This window comes from Dokdonella immobilis (assembly GCF_900115085.1).
Classification (GTDB): Bacteria; Pseudomonadota; Gammaproteobacteria; order Xanthomonadales; family Rhodanobacteraceae; genus Dokdonella; species Dokdonella immobilis.
Map to the genome: position 1 here is coordinate 86,915 of NZ_FOVF01000006.1, position 16,374 is coordinate 103,288.

13 protein-coding genes are annotated in these 16,374 nt (G+C 66.6%); 5 read left to right on the forward strand and 8 right to left on the reverse strand.

Annotated elements, in window-relative coordinates; translation table 11 throughout:
* The 6 genes from BM125_RS06600 to xerD form a co-directional block, all read right to left on the reverse strand.
* Positions 1 to 654, reverse strand: a complete 654-nt coding sequence (locus BM125_RS06600; protein ID WP_139224888.1) for an exosortase H-associated membrane protein — start codon at positions 652 to 654, stop codon at positions 1 to 3.
* Positions 642 to 4,511, reverse strand: a complete 3,870-nt coding sequence (gene purL / locus BM125_RS06605; protein ID WP_092406172.1) for a phosphoribosylformylglycinamidine synthase — start codon at positions 4,509 to 4,511, stop codon at positions 642 to 644. Before purL ends, BM125_RS06600 begins: the two co-directional genes overlap by 13 nt.
* A gap of 112 nt (positions 4,512 to 4,623) precedes the next feature.
* Positions 4,624 to 5,364, reverse strand: a complete 741-nt coding sequence (locus BM125_RS06610) for a DsbC family protein (protein ID WP_092406174.1) — start codon at positions 5,362 to 5,364, stop codon at positions 4,624 to 4,626.
* Between the two features lie 29 nt (positions 5,365 to 5,393).
* Positions 5,394 to 6,125 carry a DsbC family protein gene (locus tag BM125_RS06615; protein ID WP_092406176.1) on the reverse strand — a complete coding sequence of 244 codons (732 nt, stop codon included), beginning with the start codon at positions 6,123 to 6,125 and terminating at the stop codon, positions 5,394 to 5,396.
* Between the two features lie 18 nt (positions 6,126 to 6,143).
* The gene (locus BM125_RS06620) at positions 6,144 to 6,905 is read right to left on the reverse strand and encodes a DsbC family protein (RefSeq protein ID WP_092406178.1); all 762 of its coding nucleotides are present in this window, start codon (positions 6,903 to 6,905) and stop codon (positions 6,144 to 6,146) included.
* Between the two features lie 148 nt (positions 6,906 to 7,053).
* Positions 7,054 to 8,004: a site-specific tyrosine recombinase XerD gene (xerD, locus tag BM125_RS06625; protein ID WP_092406180.1), complete on the reverse strand. Its 951-nt coding sequence runs from the start codon at positions 8,002 to 8,004 to the stop codon at positions 7,054 to 7,056.
* Positions 8,005 to 8,065: 61 nt separating this feature from the next.
* Between xerD and BM125_RS06630 the strand changes: the two genes are divergently transcribed.
* Positions 8,066 to 8,521 carry an RDD family protein gene (locus tag BM125_RS06630; RefSeq protein ID WP_092406182.1) on the forward strand — a complete coding sequence of 152 codons (456 nt, stop codon included), beginning with the start codon at positions 8,066 to 8,068 and terminating at the stop codon, positions 8,519 to 8,521.
* Positions 8,522 to 8,603: 82 nt separating this feature from the next.
* Here the strand turns inward: BM125_RS06630 and lptG are convergent, their stop codons facing one another.
* Complete coding sequence (gene lptG / locus BM125_RS06635; RefSeq protein ID WP_092406184.1) at positions 8,604 to 9,704, reverse strand: LPS export ABC transporter permease LptG; 1,101 nt, start codon at positions 9,702 to 9,704, stop codon at positions 8,604 to 8,606.
* Positions 9,701 to 10,810 carry an LPS export ABC transporter permease LptF gene (gene lptF, locus BM125_RS06640; RefSeq protein ID WP_092406186.1) on the reverse strand — a complete coding sequence of 370 codons (1,110 nt, stop codon included), beginning with the start codon at positions 10,808 to 10,810 and terminating at the stop codon, positions 9,701 to 9,703. Before lptF ends, lptG begins: the two co-directional genes overlap by 4 nt.
* A gap of 130 nt (positions 10,811 to 10,940) precedes the next feature.
* On the opposite strand from lptF, the gene BM125_RS06645 reads away from it, so the two are divergent.
* The 4 genes from BM125_RS06645 (at position 10,941) to BM125_RS06660 (ending at position 16,310) form a co-directional block, all read left to right on the forward strand.
* The gene (locus BM125_RS06645; protein WP_092406188.1) at positions 10,941 to 12,422 is read left to right on the forward strand and encodes a leucyl aminopeptidase; all 1,482 of its coding nucleotides are present in this window, start codon (positions 10,941 to 10,943) and stop codon (positions 12,420 to 12,422) included.
* Positions 12,419 to 12,841 (forward strand): hypothetical protein, encoded by a 423-nt coding sequence (locus BM125_RS06650; RefSeq protein ID WP_092406190.1) that lies wholly within the window; start codon positions 12,419 to 12,421, stop codon positions 12,839 to 12,841. Before BM125_RS06645 ends, BM125_RS06650 begins: the two co-directional genes overlap by 4 nt.
* Before the next feature lie 5 nt (positions 12,842 to 12,846).
* On the forward strand, positions 12,847 to 13,269 hold the full coding sequence (locus BM125_RS06655; protein ID WP_092406192.1) for a DNA polymerase III subunit chi: 423 nt from the start codon (positions 12,847 to 12,849) through the stop codon (positions 13,267 to 13,269).
* A 101-nt stretch (positions 13,270 to 13,370) separates the two neighbouring features.
* On the forward strand, positions 13,371 to 16,310 hold the full coding sequence (locus BM125_RS06660; RefSeq protein ID WP_092406194.1) for a valine--tRNA ligase: 2,940 nt from the start codon (positions 13,371 to 13,373) through the stop codon (positions 16,308 to 16,310).
* Positions 16,311 to 16,374: the final 64 nt, after the last annotated feature.

A 16,374-nucleotide genomic window follows, 5' to 3' on the forward strand; every position in this document is an offset into this window, starting at 1 on the left:
TTACTCCTGCGCATCATTGTTTGGACCCGGCAAACCGGCCGCCGGTTCCGCAACAGGATGCACCAGGGACTCGATGAATGCTCGGTTCAGGCCAATCCAGAGCGCGACCGGCATGACCGCCGGCAGGATCAGATAGCCGAACTGGTAGGCTAGGGCGATGCTGTCCGGGGCTATGCCCGCGCCGACGATCGCATTGGCCCCGGCCGCCCCGGAATCGAAGGCCAGCATCTTGAAGGACTCGGCGACGACGCCGAAGGCCTGGGCGAGCCACATCGCGCTCAGGGCAATGGCGAACTGCACGAGCCGGCGGCGGATCGTGATCGGCGTGGCCATGGCCAGGCCGCTGAACAGGGGCAGCGAATAACCGTAGAGCAGCGGATTCTGCACGAGCACGAGTTCGCCGATACCGCTGCGTCCGTCCGGGGCGGTCTGGTTGACCAGAAGATGCGTGGTCACTTCCATGCTGTGCCCGCTCTGCACGACATCGGAGAACAGGGTCGGCCAGATCGACAGCAGGGCCAGTTTCGCCATCTGCACGACCGGCCAGACCAGCGGCGAGGAAAAGGCGAACCAGATGAAGAAGCTCAGGGGCAGCCAGAGCAAGGCACGCAGGCCCAGTCCGCGGATCGGCGACACGGCCATCAGTTGACCCACTCGCGTGCATTGCGGAACAGGCGCAGCCAGGGCGAGGCTTCGCCCCATTCGCGAGGATGCCAGCTCATCTGCGCGCTACGGAAGACGCGCTCGGGATGCGGCATCAGGATCGTGACGCGGCCCTCGGCGGCCGAATAGCCGGCGGCGCCGTCGACCGAGCCGTTCGGGTTGAGCGGGAAGCGTTCGGTCGGGCGGCCGCTGCCATCGACATAGCGCAGACAGGGCTTCGCCTTGCGCGCCGAAGCCGGATTGTCGAAAACGACGCGGCCTTCGCCATGGGCAACCACCACCGGGATCCGCGAGCCCGCCATGCCGCGCAGGAAGATCGAGGGCGATTCCGAGATGCCCAGGGTGACCAGGCGTGCCTCGTACTGCTCGGAAAGATTGCGCTCGAAACGCGGCCAGTGCTCGGCGCCGGGAATGATCTCCTTGAGCCCCGACAGCATCTGGCAGCCATTGCAGACGCCGAGGGCGAAATGCGACGGATCGGCGAAGAACCCGGCGAACTGGTCGCGCAGGGCGTCGTTGAACAGGATCGATGCGGCCCAGCCGCGGCCGGCGCCGAGTACGTCGCCATAACTGAAGCCGCCGCAGGCGGCGAGGCCCCTGAACTCAGCCAGATTCCGGCGCCCGCTCTTGAGGTCGCTCATGTGCACGTCGACCGCATCGAATCCGGCCCGGGTGAAGGCGGCAGCCATCTCGACCTGGCCATTGACGCCCTGCTCGCGCAGGATCGCCACGCGCGGCCGCCCGCGACTGGCGACGTAGCGGGCACACAGGTCCTCGTTGATATCAAAGGTCAGGCGCGGGCTGATGCCGGGATCCGACTCGCTGGTCCGCCATTCCAGCTCGGCGTCGGCGCAGACCGGATTGTCGCGCAGGCGCTGCATGGCGTGGCTGGTCTCCGACCACATCGCCATCAATTCGCTCCATTCCCAGCTGGCGACGCGTTCGTCGTCATGGCGGATCTTCAGCTTCATGCGCGCATTCGGCCGACCCACCCGCGCGCACAGCTTGGCCAGGCCATGGCGCTCGATCAGGGCGAGGAATGCGTTGCGGTCGCTTTCGCGCACCTGCACGATCGCGCCGAGTTCCTCATTGAACAGGCCGCGCAGCATGTTGTCGGCCCAGCCACCCAGCTCGATGTCGAGACCGCAATGGCCGGCCAGGGCCATCTCGATCAGGGTGACGATGGCACCGCCGTCGGAGCGGTCGTGGTAGGCCAGCAGCAGGCCCTCGGCATTGGCCTCCTGGATGGCATTGAAAAAAGCACGCAGTCGCCCCGGATCATCGACATCCGGCGGCAGGTCGCCGGCGCGCTGGAAGACCTGGGTCAGCACCGAGCCGCCGAGGCGGCCGCGGCGCGCACCGAGATCGATGATCCAGAGTCCGGTATCTCCCTGGTCCAGCACCAATTGCGGCGTCAGTGCGCGGCGCGCGTCGCTGCTGCAGGCGAACGCCGTGGCGATCAGCGAAACCGGCGAAACGGTGCGCTGCGCCGATTCGCCGTGGGTCCAGCCAACCTGCATCGACATCGAATCCTTGCCAACCGGGATCGAGATGCCGAGCGCCGGACACAACTCCATGCCGACCGCCCGCACCGCGTCGTACAGGGCCACGTCTTCACCCGGATGATCGATCGCCGCCATCCAGTTCGCCGACATGCGCACCTCGTCGAGGCGCACCGGCGCCGCCACCAGGTTGGTCAAGGCCTCGCCGACCGCCATGCGCGCCGATGCCGCCGCGTCGAGCAGGGCCAGCGGCGTGCGCTCGCCGATCGCCATCGCCTCGCCGGCCTGGCCGCTGAAATCGTTCAGGGTCACCGCACAGTCGGCTACCGGCACCTGCCAGGGCCCGACCATCGGATCGCGCGAGCACAGGCCCCCGACGCTGCGGTCGCCGATCGTGACGAGGAAGGACTTGCTGCCGACGGCCGGAAAGCGCAGCACGCGCTCGATCGCCTCGTGCAGCTCGATGCCCTCGGTGTCCGCGATGATGGATAGCTTCTCGACGATGCGTCGCGAGTTGCGCTGCATGCGCGGCGGCTTGCCGAACAGGACCTCGAGCGGCAGGTCGATCGGCGTTCGCCGGGAATCGGGAATCGGGAATCGGGAATCGGAAAGCAGGAGCCTGCGTTCTTCGGTGGCATGGCCGACGACGGCGAACGGACAGCGTTCGCGCGCGCAGATCGATTCGAACAACGGCAGATCCGCGGGACGCAGCCCGAGCACATAGCGTTCCTGCGACTCGTTGCACCAGAGCTGCATCGGGGACAGGTGTGGATCGTCGCTGGGAATGCGCTGCAGTTCGAGCTCGCCACCGACGCTCGAATCGTTGAGCAATTCGGGAATCGCATTGGACAGTCCGCCGGCGCCGACGTCATGGATCGAGACCAGTGGATTGTCCGCACCGCGCGCGCAGCAGGCGTCGATGACCTCCTGGCAGCGTCGCTGCATCTCGGCGTTGTCGCGCTGCACCGAGGCGAAGTCGAGTTCGGCCGAACTGGTGCCGGCCGCGACCGATGAGGCGGCGCCGCCACCGAGGCCGATCAGCATGGCCGGGCCGCCGAGGACGATCACACAATCGCCCGGCTGCAGGCTTCGTTTCTCCACGTGCGAGGGGCGCAGATTGGCCAGGCCGCCGGCGATCATGATCGGCTTGTCATAGCCCCGCAGCAGGCCGGTCTCGTCGGTGCCGTGCTCGTAGGTGCGGAAATAGCCGCCCAGACAGGGACGACCGAATTCATTGTTGAACGCGGCTGCACCGATCGGTCCGTCGCGCATGATCTCGTAGGCCGTGGCGAAGCGCGGCGGCAGCGCGCGCTCGGGCTCCCAGGGACGCGGCAGCCCGGGGATGCGCAGATGGGAGACGCTGAATCCGGTCAGGCCGGCCTTGGGCTTGCCACCGCGACCGGTCGCGCCCTCGTCGCGAATCTCGCCGCCGGATCCGGTCGCCGCGCCGGCGAACGGCGAAATCGCGGTCGGGTGATTGTGGGTCTCGACCTTGATCGCGTAGGGCACGGCCTCGCTGCTGGCGGCGAACACGCCGGTCTGCGGATCGGCAAGGAAGCGCTTGCCGACGTTGCCGGCGATCACCGCGGCATTGTCCTTGTAGGCCGAGAGGGTGTGCGCCGGCGACTGCTTGTGCGTGTTGCGGATCATCGCGAACAGCGAGAGCGGCTGCTTCTCGCCGTCGATCGTGAATTCGGCATTGAACACCTTGTGCCGGCAGTGTTCGGAATTGGCCTGGGCGAACATCATCAGTTCGGCATCGGTCGGGTCACGACCCAGCACGGCGTAGTTCTCGGCCAGATAGGCGATCTCGTCGGCGGCCAGGGCCAGGCCGAGGCGCCGATTGGCCGACTCGAGGGCAACCAGCGGCTCGCCGCCAAGCGCGATTCGCCCAAGCGGCTGGGCCGCGCCGACGTCGAAGAGACGATCGATTTCCGCGAGCTGGGTCAGGATCGACTCGGTCATCGGATCATGCAGGATGCCGATCACCGCCTTCCATCCCGCCGAGCCCGGTTGCGGGGCGCGCTCCAGTTCGACCGCGAGTGCGCGTTCGACCCGGCGGATGGCGAAACCGCAGTCGTGCAGGATATCGGTGGCCTTGCTCGACCACGGCGAAATCGTGCCGACCCGCGGCACCACCCAGAGCGCGGCCGGCTTCGGTGGCCCGGACGCCTGCAGGATCTTCTGCAGGCGATCCAGATCGACCGCACCTTCGTCGTCGGCCGCTGCGGCATAGACATGGCGCGCCGAACGCAGCGTGCAGCCGGCGGCGACGCCGGCAAGGGCCGCGTTCATTCGTTCAATGCGAAAGGCGGAGAGGGCCGGCTGGCCGTCGAGGACGATCATGGCAGTCGGATTGCAAGGGTCGCGAATGATAGCCGAAGCCGCGCCCCGACGAGAACCCGAGCACCCGCGGCCGGCCCTCGGCCACGGGCGTCGCCCCTGCGCGCCGGAACCCTCAGGCGCCGGGCTTTTCCTGCGCCGCGACGCGCTCGAGCTGGGCCTGCAACTGGTCCGGGGTCAGGTAGCCGCCGATCTTGCTGCCATCCGGAGCGAACACGGTCGGTGTGCCGTCGACGCCGACATCGATGCCGAGCTGGTATTCCTCGGTCACGGGATTGTCGCATTGCAGCGGTGCCGGATCGCTGCCGGCCTTGGCGGCGGTGAATGCAGACTGCCGATCCTTTGCGCACCAGACCGAAACGGCCTTGGCGAACGAAGGCGTGCCGGGACCACTGCGCGGGAAGAACAGGTAGTCGACCTGGATGCCGCGCTCGTTGTACTCGGCGATGTGCGAATGCATCTTGCGGCAATAGCCGCAGTCGATGTCGGTGAACACCGTCACCTTGTACTTCGGCTTGGATGTCGGCTTGAAGCTGATGCGCTTGGATTCCGGGTAGGCGTCGAGCTTGGCCACGTTGACGCGGGCGAGGCGCGCCGCGGTCAGGTCGAGCTTGGCGTCGGCGTCATAGAGGGTGCCCTGCAGGACGTAGCGACCGTCGGCACTGACATAGAGCAGCTGGCTGCCGACCACGGCCTGGTAGTAGCCGTCGATCGGGGCCTTTTCGAGGGCCTCGATCTTGCGGTCCTGGACGAGTTTCTGGATCGCGTCGCGGGCCGCCTGGTCACCCTTGTCGGCGGCCTGGGCCAACGGCACCACGGCGGAAAACACGAGCGCGGCAATGACGGGGAATTTCATGAGTTTTACCTTTGGAGTGAGTGCCGTGCTCAACGCGGCGCAACAGGATTCTTGGCCAGGTGCTCGAGCTCGGCAGCCAGCTTGTCCGGGGCCAGGGCGATCTGCGGCGCAACGCGCGAGCCATCGGAGGCAAGCATGGTCGGGGTGCCGTTGATGCCGATCTGACGAGCGACCCGGGTCGACTCGGCGATCGGATTGTCGCAGGTCGCGTTGCCGGTCGGCGCACCGGTCATGGCCGCGCTGAACGCGGTCTTGCGATCGATCGCGCACCAAACGGCCTCGGCCTTCTTGTCGGCACCGGGGTGGATGTCCAGCGGCAGGAAAACGTACTCGACGGCGATGCCGGCATCGTTGTAGGCCTGGATCTGCTGGTGGAAGCGGCGGCAGAACGGGCAATCGATGTCGGTAAACACGGTGACCGAGTATTTCGGATCCTTCGGCGCGAAGATGATCCGCTTGTCGGGGCCGATCGCCTTCAGCGACGCGAGCCGGGTCCTGGCCCTGGCCGCCTCGGTGATGTCACGGCGACTGTCGACGTCGATGGCACTGCCGTCGAGAACGTAGCGGCCATCCTTGCTGACATAGATGAACTGGCTGCCGACGATGGCCTCGTAGAAGCCCGGAATCACCGATTCCTGGACCACATCGATCTTGACCTGGGGGGCGAGCTTGCCCATCGCCGCTTGCACGGTTTCCTCGGGCGTGGCTGCGGAGGCGCCAAAGGCGAAGAGAAGCAGGAAAAGCAGGACGATGTGACGCATGGATTACCTCGGAAAGTCTCAACGACCAGCCGCGGAAGCGGCCAGGGCGGATGGATCGGCAACGGCGGAAATTCGCTGCAGCTGGGCGAGCAGGCGCTGCGGCGACATGAGGATGGTGGAATCGATGACGCTGCCGTCCGCGGCGATCGCCGTCGGCGTCTGCACGACGCCGATCTCGCTGCCGGCATGGCGCATCCGGGTCAGCGGATTCGGACAATCATGGGCTCCTGGCGACTGCCCGCGCAGGGCCGCAGTGTAGGCCAGCTGACGATCCGCCGAACACCAGACTGCGATCGACTTGAGATCGGCGCCCGGATGGATGCTGAGCGGGAAGAACACGTAATCGAAGGCGATGCCGAGCGCATTGTAATCGTCGATGCGCGAATGCAGCCGGCGGCAGAACGGGCAATCGACGTCGGTGAACACGGTGATGCGATATTTCGGTTTGGCCGGCGCAAAACTCAGGCGCTCTTTCGGACCGAGCGTTGCAAGCAATTCACGACGCTTCGCCGCCATGCTCGCCTCGCTCAGGCTGACACCCTTCTCGAGGTCCTCGACCGGACCGCGGACGAGGTAGCGCCCGTCTTCGCTGGCGTAGGCGACCTGGCCCGCGATGACGCCTTCGTAGTAGCCGGGCAACGCGGATTTGCGGAATGCGCTGACCTGCTGCATCGGCGCGATTTTCTGGATTGCCGCCCGCGCCGCATCGCCCTCGGCGGCCTCGGCCTGGCCCAGGATGGCGCTGGATACGACCACGCAAAGCGCGCACAGAACCTTCATCAAGCTGGAATTACCTCGAGCATCCGGTCCTCAAGGGACCCTGGGAACCGGCGATGGTTCCGTTGCAGCCCACAATTTTCGCATGGACCGCTGCCCTGCGGAACCCCGATGCGGCAGGCCAGCCCTGGTCGGATGGAGCCTCTGGCGTTCAGCCACGGGGATGGTGCTGCGCGTGCAGGCGCTTGAGCCCCTCCTTGGCCACCAGGGTGTAGATCTGCGTGGTCGACAGGGAGCTGTGTCCGAGCAGCATCTGCAAGGCGCGCAGGTCGGCGCCGTGGTTGAGCAGATGGGTGGCGAAGGAATGCCGCAGCCCATGCGGGGAAATGCGCTTGCCGGCGATTCCGGCAGTCAACGCGTATTTCTTGACCAGGTTCCAGAACATCTGCCGGGTCATGCCGCTGCGCCGCGCGGTCACGAACAGGGCGTCGACGCGCGCGCCCTTGAGCAAGCCCATGCGCGACTCGCCAACATAGCGCACCAACCAGTGCTGCGCTTCCGCTCCGATCGGCACGAGCCGCTCCTTGCCGCCCTTGCCGGTCACGCGCAGGACGCCCTGGCGCAGGTTGACCTGGTCCGAGCGCAGGCCGACCAGCTCACTGACGCGCAGGCCGGTCGCATACATGAGCTCGAGCATGGCCCGGTCACGCAGGCCGAGCGGCGTCTCGGCGGGCGCCTTCAGGAGGGCCTCGATCTCGCTTTCGGCGAGCGCCTTGGGCAGCCCGCGCGGCAGCCGCGGCGCGTCGATCAGCAGGGTCGGGTCCTCGGCGATCGCACCATCGCGTTGCAGGGCACGGTAGAAATGACGCAGAGCGGAGAGCAATCGTGCATTCGATCGCGCACTGTAGCCACGTCCGCTGACACCTCCCTTCTGCGAACGGGCCGAAAGATAGCGATAGAGCAGCTCGCGCCCGCAGACGGCCAGGCCCGAAGCCTGGGCCGGTGCCGCCAGCCAGCGCGAAAAGGCTTCGAGGTCCCGGCGATAGCTGGCCAGGGTATTGTCGGCCAGCCCGAGTTCGGACCAGGCGCGTTCGAGGAACTGGTCGATCAGCGCGCGATCGGCACTCGATACTTCGCTGCGCTTGGAGACTTCGGCGGGCACGTGCGGGCGGGGTCCTTCTTGCGTGGGCTTGCACAAACGGGGAGGCTAGCGCGAATTTCCCTTGCGCACGATCATGAACACCTTCGAATCCGCCCCGCTCTGGCGGCGCCTGGCTGCCCTCCTCTACGATGCTCTGGTCCTCGTCGCGATCTGGATGGGCGCGGCGGCCCTGGTCCTGCTGGCCTTTCGCGGCGAGGTCGACGTCGCCCATCAGCCGCCGCTCTATCACTTCGTCCTGCAGGGCGTGCTGCTGGTCCTGACCGCGCTCTATTTCATCGTCTCCTGGACCCGCGGCGGCCAGACCATCGGCATGCGCGCCTGGCGCGTCTCGATCCTCGACGCGAAGGGCCACTTCCCCGATACGCGCCGCTCGCTTGCGCGCTTCCTGCTCGCAACAGGCTCGGCCCTGCTGCTCGGCGTGGGCTTCGTCTGGTGCCTGTTCGACCCAGACCGCCGCGCCCTGCACGATATCCTCGCGAGGACCCGCATGGTCCATCTCCACAAGCCCGACGCCTGAGCGCCTGAACCTCGGCACAGACCGCGGCTCAGGCCGCTAGCGCTTTTCGAATCCCGAATCCCCAATCCCGAATCCCGGCTTTCTAGGCAAACCGCCGGAACCAGGCAAACGCCAGCGCAATCAGCAATGCCGGCGGAATCATGTTCGCCAGCGCCGGCGGCAATCCGTAGACGGCGCCGAGGTTGACCGCGGCGCGCTGCAGGAAGAAGAAGCCGATCGAAAGCACGATGCCGATGAACAGGCGCTTGGCTAGGCCACCGCTGCGCAGTGCGCCGAAGGCGAACGGCAAGGCACAAAAGGCGAGCACGAGCACGTTGACCGGATAGAACAACCGCGCCCAATAGGCTTCGCGGAAATTACGCGAGTCCTGGCCGTTGCGTTCGAGATAGGCGATGTTGCGCCCGAGGTCGCGCAGGTTGAGGTAGTCGAGGTTGACGATGCTGAGCGCCAGCACGTCGGGATCGAGGCCCGATGACCACTGCATTTCGGCACTCTGCGTACTCGTCGCCGAGGCCTCGGCGAACACCGTGCGACGCAGGTCGTAAAGGGTCCACTGCCCGGCGGCGTGCTCGGCCCGCGCCGCCACCGACAGCGTGGTCAGCCGGCCGTCGTCGTCGAATTCGAAGACGCGCACGCGACTCAGGTCCACGACTTCGCCGTCGTCTGTCTGCCGGGTGCGGCCACTGCCGGCATTGACGAAGGTATTGCCGTCGCGTGCCCAGATGCTGCCGCCCTTGGCCAGGCTGACATCCTTCGACTTCGCCGACAGCGCCAGCGCCCTGGCACTCTGTTCGCCCAAGGGTGCCAGGGTCTCGCCGATCGCGACGACGAGAGCGGTCAGCAGGACCAGGGTCAGTGCGACCGATGCGCAGATGCGAAGCTTTGACATGCCGGCGGCACGCAGCGCGGTCAGCTCGCCGGTACCGGCCAGCGCGCCGAGACCGGCCAGGCCACCGATCAGGGCCGCATAGCCGAACATCTCGTAGAGCCGCCGCGGCACGGTCAGCAAGGTGTAGCTGGCGGCCTTGGCCAGGGTGTAGCTGCCACGGCCGACGTCGTTGAGCTCGCCGACGAAGATCGTGAAGGCGTCGAAACCGACCAGCACGAACCAGGTCAGGCCAACCGCGGCCAGGACCGAGAGGCCGACCAGGCGGTCGACCCGCTTGAAACGCCAGCGGGTCATGCCGCCCCCCGCCGACGCCGGCGGCCGAGACGCTGACCACGACGGATCAGCCAGAACGCGATCAGCAGGGTCGGCAGGTAGACCCACCACAGGCCGAATGCCGGCGACAGCTTGCCGTGCGCGATCCACGAGCGCCCGAGGGCGAGGAAGTTCGCGTACGCGATGTAGCCGAGCACGGCGACGATCAGGCTGGCATAGCGCGGCTGGCGTGGGTTGCTGCGCGACAGCGGCAGGGCCAACAGGGCCAGGACCATGGTCGAAACGAGCGGCGCCAGCCGCCAGTGCAGTTCGGCGCGCTGCACGGTGTCGGTGCTGGTCCAGAGTTCACGGGTCGGCGCCGCGCGCTTGACCGCGTCGGAGTTGTCGACCGCGTCGTTGTCGGCCAGCTTGATGTCGTTGCGCTCGAAGCGGAGCAGGCGGAAGTCGTCCTGGCCGGGCTGGCCCTCGACGCGGAAACCGTCCTTCAGCGAGAGGAAACGATCGCCGCCCGAGGTATCGCGATAAAGCTCGCCGCGGCGGGCCGTGATGATGTTGATCCGCGAAGTGCCGTCCTCGTCGAGGCGTTCGCTCTCGACGAACATGCGCTCGAATTTCGAGCCTTCCGGCGACATGTCGCCGACATAGATGATGCCTTCGCGTCCCGGCAGGGCGACGAAACGCCCCGGCTCGAGGCCGGCGATCAGCAGGGATCGGTTGGCCTCGTCGACCAGATGCTGGGAAAAGCGCACTGCCATCGGCGCGATCCAGAACCCGACCAGGCCGAGGACGAGGGCGACCGGGACCACGAGCAGGGCGAGCGGGCGCATGAGTCCGCTGACGCGGAGCCCGGAGGTGCTCAGGACCGCCATTTCGCTGTCCCGGTAGAGCCGGCCATAGGCCAGCAGGATGCCGAGGAAGGTGGCCAGCGGCAGCAGCACGTTGAGGCTGTCGATCGCGCGCAGGCCGATCATGGCGACCAGCAGATCGGCCGGCACGCGGCCACGCGCAACCAGGTTGAGCACGGCGATCAGCGATTCGCCGATGCTGATCAGGAGCAGGACCGCGGTGATGGCGAGAAACGCCAGCGCAAGTTCGCGGAGCAGGTAGCGATCGATGATGCGCAGCAACGGGGTTCTCTATGCCTTAGAATGAGGGGTTTGGCGCCTCGAAAGAATCGCGCGCAGCCCCGCAAGTCTAACGGCCCGAACGGCGCCGCGCGTGGCTATCGCCATTTTTTTCCCGAATCCGGAACCCGCAATGACCCTGACGTTCAGCTTGACCCGAGAGACACCCGAAGCCAGCGAAGCCCCCTGCGTGATCGTCGGCGCCTTTGCCGACGGCACCCTCAGCGCAGCGGCGGCGCGCATCGACGAAGCCTCCTCCGGCACCCTCAAGCGCCTGGTCGCGAATGGTGACATCACGGCCAAACTGGGCAGCAGCTCGCTCTTGTACGGAGTTGCCGGCACCAAGGCAGGTCGCGTTCTCGTAGTCGGTCTCGGCGAAAAGGACAAGTTCGACGCCGCGGCCTTCAACCGCGCCGCGCTCGAAGCCGGGCGCGCGCTGCGCGCGATGCCGGTGGCCTCGGCCAGCTCGTGGCTGACCGAACTCGACGTGCCCGGCCGCGACGAGGCCTGGAAGCTGCGCACGGCCGCCCTCGCCGCCGACCAGCATGCCTACCGCTACACGGCGACCTTCAAGCCCAAGGACAAGCCGAAGACCCCGCAACTGGAGTCGCTGGCCCTGGCCGGCGAAAATCAGGAACGCGCCCTCAAGGAAGCCGCCGCCATGGCCAGCGGCGTGCGCTTCGCCCGTGAACTCGGCAACCTGCCACCGAACATCTGCAACCCGGCCTATATCGCCGGACAGGCCAGGGCCTTCGCCGACGCCCACGAGGGCGTGGCCTGCGAGATCCTCGAGCGCGCCGACATGGAGAAGCTTGGCATGGGCTCCCTGCTCGGGGTCTCGCGCGGCTCGGCAAATCCGCCCAAGCTCGTCGTCCTGCGCTGGAACGGCGGCAGCGAAGGCGCCAAGCCGTATGTGCTGGTCGGCAAGGGCATCACCTTCGATACCGGTGGCATTTCCCTGAAGCCCGGCGCCGGCATGGAAGAAATGAAGTTCGACATGTGTGGCGCTGCCGGCATGCTCGGCACCTTCGTCGCCGCCGTCGAACTGGCCCTGCCGGTCAACCTGGTCTGCATCGCCGCGGCGGTCGAGAACATGCCCGATGGCGACGCCTACCGGCCCAGCGACGTACTCACGAGCATGTCGGGGCAGACCATCGAGGTGCTCAACACCGATGCGGAAGGCCGCCTGATCCTGTGCGATGCGCTGACCTATGCCCAGCGCTTCGAACCCGAAGTGATCATCGACGCGGCGACCCTGACCGGTGCCTGCGTGGTCGCCCTCGGCAAGCACGCCAGCGGCCTGATGTCCCAGGACGAGGAACTCGCCGGGCAACTGCTCGATGCCGGCAACCACACGCTCGACCGGGCCTGGCGCCTGCCGCTCTGGGACGATTACCAGAGCGCGCTCGAATCGGCCTTCGCCGACGTCGCCAACCTCGGTGGAAAATATGCGGGCGCGATCACGGCCGGCTGTTTCCTGTCGCGCTTCACGACCGGCTATCGCTGGGCCCATCTCGACATCGCCGGCACGGCCTGGAACGAAGGTCGCAAGGGCATGGCGACCGGTCGTCCGGTACCGCTGCTGACCCAGTACCTGATCGATCGCTGCGCGTGAACGAGATCGTCGACCAGAACCGCAGGCGCAAGCAGGCCGCGATCGCCGGCATGCTCGGCGTGTCGCTGGTGACCGGCATCGTCGTCACCGCGATGGCGCCGGATCCGGCCGTCGTCGAGGTGCCGATGTGGGTGCAGTTCGTCGCCAACCTGGCCCTGCTGCTGCTCGGCTTCCGCTGGCTGCAGATCGACAGTGCCGAGCTCGACATCCGGCGCCCGCTGTGGCTCAACATCGGCATCATCCTGCTCGCTGCGGTCTTCGTTCCGTATTACTTCTACAAGACCCGCCCCGCCGGCGCCCGTGTCGTGCCGATCCTTTCGTTCTTCGGTTTGGTCATCGCCTGCGCCATGGCGTCGGCGGTAGGCACGGTCCTGATGGCCGCCGTGCAGCCCGGCGCTCCGCCGCCGCCGACGTTCTGACCCGCATGCCGCGCGCCGACTTCTACCTGATCGACAAGCCGCGCTTCCGCGAGGATCCGCTGCTGCTGGTCTGCGAACTGGCGCACAGGGCCTTCGCCAGCGAACAGCCGACCCTGATCTTCGCGCGCTCGCAGGACCAGGCCGAAGCGATCGACGCGCGCCTGTGGGAATTCGACGAAGACGCCTTCATTCCGCACCAGGTCGCGGGCGACGACGACGATGCGATCACCGCCGTGCTGATCGTGCCGCCCGGCGTCGATGCTGGCGATCGTCCGCTGGCGATCAACCTGCGCGACGATTGCGCGCTCGGCAAGCATGAGCGCGTGCTCGAAGTCGTCGCCGCCGATCCGGCCGAGCGCGAAGGCTCGCGCCGCCGCTGGAGTTCCTACAAGCGGCTCGGCTACGAATTGAGCAAGCACGATATGTGAGGGGGCCGGGAATGGGGAATGGAAGAAGCGGACTCCCCCACGTTCCCCAAGCTCTGCCCTTGATCTTCCCATTCCCTATTCCCCATTCCCGATTCCCGCCCATGGACAAAAGTTTCGAACCCGGCCAGATCGAACCGAAGTGGTACGCGCAGTGGGAGGCCGCTGGCGCGTTCAAGCCGCATGGCAACGGCAATCCGTACTGCATCCTGCTGCCGCCGCCGAACGTCACCGGCACCCTGCACATGGGCCATGCCTTCCAGCAGACGATCATGGACGCGCTGTGCCGCTACCAGCGCATGCGCGGTTCGCGCACGCTCTGGCAGGGCGGCACCGACCATGCCGGCATCGCCACCCAGAAGATCGTCGAGAACCAGCTCGCCGCCCAAGGCAAGACGCGGCACGACCTCGGCCGCGAGAAGTTCATCGAGCGGGTCTGGGACTGGAAGCAGGAGTCGGGCTCGACCATCAGCAACCAGATGCGCCGGCTCGGCGCCTCGATCGACTGGTCGCGCGAGCGCTTCACGATGGACGAGGGCCTGTCGGCCGCAGTGCGCCGCGTGTTCGTGCAGTGGTACCGCGACGGCCTGCTCTATCGCGGCCGCCGACTGGTCAACTGGGACCCGGTGCTGATGACCGCGGTCTCCGACCTCGAGGTCAACAGCGAAGAGAAGGATGGCAGCCTGTGGTCGATCCGCTATCCCGCCAGCGATGGCGGCGAAGGCCTGGTCGTCGCCACGACGCGTCCAGAAACGATGCTCGGCGACGTTGCCGTGGCCGTGCATCCGGACGACGAACGCTACCAGGCGCTGATCGGCAAGACCCTCAGGCTGCCGCTGACCGATCGCGAGATCCCGGTCATCGCCGACAGCTATGTCGAACGCGAATTCGGCACCGGCTGCGTCAAGATCACGCCGGCGCATGATTTCAATGACTATCAGGTCTGGCAACGTCACGTTGATTCAGGCGTATTCGATTCCCTTCCGAGTCGAGGCCTACTCTCGATACTGGACAAGCAAGCTCGAATTCTCGGAGAGGAAGCGGCGCCGGCGACGAAAAAGCACTCACTCGATCAAGCCGCGGAAGCGGCTTATGCGCAGCTCGAGATTCGCGCGCTGATCCCGACGAAGTATTGGGGCAAGTCCACGAAAGACGCGCGGAAGGAGATTGTCGCCGATCTCGAAGCGCTCGGCCTGCTCGTCGAGACGAAGAAACACAAGTTGCAGGTGCCGATCAGCCAGCGCACCGACGCAGTGATCGAGCCGATGCTGACCGATCAGTGGTTCCTCGACCTGACCAGCGAAACGCGCGTCGACGGCAAGCCGGGTCCGGGCGGACGCAAGGCGATCACCGAACCGGCGCTCGAAGCCGTGCGCGGCGGTGCGATCCGTTTCGTGCCGGAGAACTGGTCAAGCACGTATACGCAGTGGCTCGACAACATCCAGGACTGGTGCGTCAGCCGGCAGCTCTGGTGGGGCCATCGCATCCCGGCCTGGTTCGACGAGGCCGGCAACATCTTCGTCGGTGAAGACGAGGCCGACGCCCTGGCCCATGCCGAGGTCGAACCGGTCGGCGCGCTGCGCCAGGACGAGGACGTGCTCGACACCTGGTTCTCCTCGGCGCTGTGGCCGTTCTCGACCATGGGCTGGCCGGCCATGGGCGCGGTCAGCGAAAATGGTCATGTCGTCGCCGACTGGTCGCAGGACCAGGCCTTCATCCCGAGCGCGGTGCTCGTCACCGGCTTCGACATCATCTTCTTCTGGGTCGCGCGCATGGTCATGGCGACTCAATACTTCACTGGCAAGGTGCCTTTCCGCGAGGTCTACATCAATGCCATCGTGCGCGATGCCGAAGGCCAGAAGATGTCGAAGTCCAAGGGCAACACGATCGACCCGCTCGACCTGATCGACGGCATCGACCTCGAATCGCTGGTCCGGAAATCGACCGCCTCGCTGCTCATTCCGCAGGTGCGCGAGAAGGTCGAAAAGCGCATCCGCAAGGACTATCCCGACGGCATCGCCGCGGTCGGCACCGATGCCATGCGCTTCACCTTCGCCGCCCTGGCGACCTACGGGCGCACGATAAACTTCGACCTCAAGCGCGCCGAGGGCTACAAGAACTTCTGCAACAAGCTCTGGAATGCGGCGCGTTTCGTGCTGATGAACGTCGAATCGACCGAACCCGGCACGGCCTTGCCGGCGACCGCTGCCGAACAATGGATCCTGTCGCGACTGGCGGCCACGCTCGACGAAATCGAAACGCAGTTCGCGACCTATCGATTCGACCTGGTCGCCCAGGCTCTCTACGAGTTCGTCTGGAACGACTACTGCGACTGGTTCCTCGAACTGAGCAAGCCGGCCCTCAATGGCGGCGACGCCGAGGCGGTCAGCTCGACCCGGCACACCCTGATGCGCGTGCTTGAAGCGATCCTGCGCGCCCTGCACCCGATCACCCCGTTCATCACCGAGGAAATCTGGCACAACGTCGCGCCGCGCCTCGGCATCAGCGGCGATTCGGTGGCCCAGCGCCCCTACCCGCGCAGCGTCGAATTCACCCCGGGTGTCGATGCCCGGGCCGTGGCCGACATCGAGTGGCTGAAGTCGGTGCTCGGCGAAGTCCGCCGCATCCGCAGCGAAATGAATATCGCCCCGGGCAAGCAGATCCCGCTGCTGTTCGCCCGCGGCAGTGCCGGCGATCGCCCGCGCATCGAGCGCTTCGCCGGCCAGATCGCGTTCCTGGCCCGTACCGAATCGCAGCGCTGGCTGGCCGATGGCGAACAGGAGCCGGCCTCGGCATCGGCCATCGTCGGCGAGCTGCGGGTGCTGATCCCGCTCGCCGGCCTGATCGACCTCGACGCTGAAAAGGCCCGCCTCGGCAAGGAAATAAAGCGCGTCGAAGGCGAGATCGTCAAATGCAACGGCAAGCTCGGCAACGCGACCTTCGTCGCCAACGCCCCGGCCGCGGTGGTCGAACAGGAACGCCAGCGCCTGGCTGATTTCACGACCACGCTGAATGGACTGCTGGAGCAGCTGGGGCGGCTCTGAAGAGCCGGGAATGGGGAATAGGGAATCGGGAGCGGCCCTACCAATTTGGCCTTCAGCCGAGGGC